The following is a 2,647-nucleotide window of genomic DNA, read 5'->3' as shown; positions in this document are numbered from 1 at the left end:
CAGAAGAAGCTGTGCCGATAAAGGCAGTCGGAATTACATTTCCTTGAGTAACTGTTACTACATAAGGAGTCACTGCCGAACGGTAAGTTGCCGTATAAGTGACAGGGTTGGTAAAGTCCTGGATGCTGCCGGATGCCGGAGTCACAGTAACTCCATCTGATCCGGTGAATGTACCTTTCAACTGGGTAATATCCACTGTCAGCGGAACAACTACAGAGATTGTTTTTGATAGCTGGTCTACTTTTCCGACATACGTATCATTCAACTTAAAGGTCAGTATCTTTGCTTCGTCTCTCTTCACGGTAATCGTATAGCTCATCTGTACGTCGCCATTCTTCACGGTCAAAGATACGGGAAGAGAAAAGTCGATTGTTTCACCGACAGCGATGCTCGCCGTAGCACCTTCGGAAAGATTGATTTCACTGACGGCCATCCGGGTAACGTCATAATCGTAAGGAACTCCCACTACGATTGTCTTATTCTGATAATCGATCGTCCCTGCGTATTCATCCAGTTTGATAGAGTTCACCCATACATCTCCGTCCAGACGAAGATTGGATTTGAAGTCATCGCTACATCCCGCAACTGTCAGACATGCTACAGTCACCAACAGGATGGTATAGAGTTGTTTTATGATTGATTTCATTTTATTCTTTGTTTTAAGATTGATGGTTACCAACCGAAATTCTGTGTATAATTTCCGTTACTGGCACTGATCTGTTCGAATGGAATTGGAAGGTATTCGTTCTTATTTTCCGTAAAACCTGCATTCTTGTAAATAGAACAACGGGCTGCTTCGGTCACATAATAAGCATTGATAACGTCTTTGGCTTCTCCCCATCTTACGAGGTCAAAGAAACGTGAGCTTTCCATACCGAACTCTATACGGCGTTCCCATTTCAGCATTTTCATGGCTTCGTCCTGTGTATATGCTTTCAGTTCATAAGGGGTTACTTTGAAGTTTACTCCGTACTCTTCTTTGTAATTGAAGATCAGCATTGTACTTCCGGCTGCACGGCTGCGTACATCGTTGATAAGTGAGATGGCATCGGCAATGCGTCCGTCGTTCAACTGTATCAGGGCTTCGGCACGCATCAGCAATACGTCTGCATAACGGATGACGATATGATTCAGGGAACTTGCCCAATAAGAACCTTTCTTCAGGCAGTCACAGTCCGGGTCTACATTCTCTTTGAGCGAAACATAATATCCGTAAAGTCCCTTGCTACGGCTCCAGTCATCATTCTTCTGAATCAGGTAGCCTTCGTTATATTTATAAGGGAAGCCCGGCATACCTACCGTGTGGAATAAACGGGGGTCTACATTGTCCGTCGTAACCTCGTAGTTCTCATTATCGTAGGTATTGAACAACGGTTTTCCCTGCGAGTCGGTTTTGAAAGCATTCACCAGATTTTGGCTCGGTTTGTGGAAGTCACAGCAGCCTAGTATCTGCGGAGTTGTCAGTCCCATTCCCCAGTTCAGGTTACCGTTGTATGTTCCGTCGTTGATAGAATATTGAATCGCCCATACAGACTCTGCGCCATTTTCATATTGAGGCAGGAAGTTCATGCTATAATCATTTTCCAATCCGTAACCAGCTTTGGCCATGATGAGAGGATCGGTATATTTCACTACCTGCTTTAGGTCTTCTTCGTTGATACCGGTAAGGTTGTTGTTCACTCCATCCTGACGGTAGGCTTTAAACAGGTAAGTCTTTGCCAGGTAAGCGGCAGCGGCAGCTTGTGTGGGACGTCCTTTTTCTATCTGCACTTCCGGCAGATTGTCGTAGGCAAACTGGAAGTCGTCTGCTATCTTTTGCCATTGTTCGTTATTGGTATAGGTAGTATTCGAAAGCTCGTTGTAAGCATCCGGGTCCATGTTTTCATCGTTCACTATGACGATCTTCTTAAACAGTTCCTTCAGCATGAAGTGGGCGTGTCCGCGCAGGAATCTCATTTCAGCAATGCGCTGGTTCTTCAACGGATAAGTCTTTTCATCCATCAGGTCGAGTGATTGCAAGGCCGTGTTGGCACGGGTGATGCATTGATACAGTCTTTTCCATATATCGTTGATGTTCCAGTCGGTAGTGTTGATACCTTTAGAAATCTCCAGTGCGTTGAACACACCGCCGTCTTCCGTACCGGAACCGCCCTTATAACAATCGTCGGAACGCACGTCATAATTCCAAAGCGAGAAGGAAGAGTTGATGTCGTCACGAGGTTGTCCACGTATTCGGGAGAAGCGATCTGATCGCCGGTCACAATACCCTGCGGAACCTGACGATCCAGAAAATCGTTGCAACTGCTTGTCAGCAAGGTAAATCCGATGGTTGCTATGTATAGTATCTTTTTCATGATAGTTCGTTTTATAAATGAAGTGAATTAAAATCCGATGTTAAGTCCGAAGGTGATATTCACAGGGATCGGATAAGAGAAGTTCGGGTTTTCGGGGTCTTCTCCCGTAAAGTCTTTACTCTTGATCGTCAGCAGATTTTGTGCGCTGCAATAGAAACGTAAACGTTCCATTCTCAACTTCTTGGAGATTACTGCCGGAACTGTATAGCCTAATTGGATATTACGCAGTTTCAGGAAGGAACCGTTTTCAACAAAGTAAGTGGAAACACGCTGTTCATTGTTTGTATCGCTGC

1 protein-coding gene and 2 pseudogenes are annotated in these 2,647 nt (G+C 44.9%); all 3 read right to left on the bottom strand.

Annotated elements, in window-relative coordinates:
* Positions 1-646 (bottom strand): annotated as a pseudogene (locus AB5935_RS24295) (hypothetical protein); the annotation flags it as partial.
* A 26-nt stretch (positions 647-672) separates the two neighbouring features.
* A pseudogene (locus AB5935_RS24290) lies at positions 673-2,354 on the bottom strand (RagB/SusD family nutrient uptake outer membrane protein).
* Positions 2,355-2,381: 27 nt separating this feature from the next.
* Positions 2,382-2,647 (bottom strand): hypothetical protein (locus tag AB5935_RS24285; RefSeq protein WP_368327687.1); only part of this gene is annotated, 266 nt, incomplete at its 5' end.

It is taken from the genome of Phocaeicola sp. RTP21198st1_B8_RTP21198_201120, from assembly GCF_040929485.1.
GTDB classification, from domain to species: domain Bacteria; phylum Bacteroidota; class Bacteroidia; order Bacteroidales; family Bacteroidaceae; genus Phocaeicola; species Phocaeicola dorei.
The sequence above is the reverse complement of the archived record's forward strand: the minus strand, read 5'-3'. Positions and strand labels throughout refer to the sequence as shown.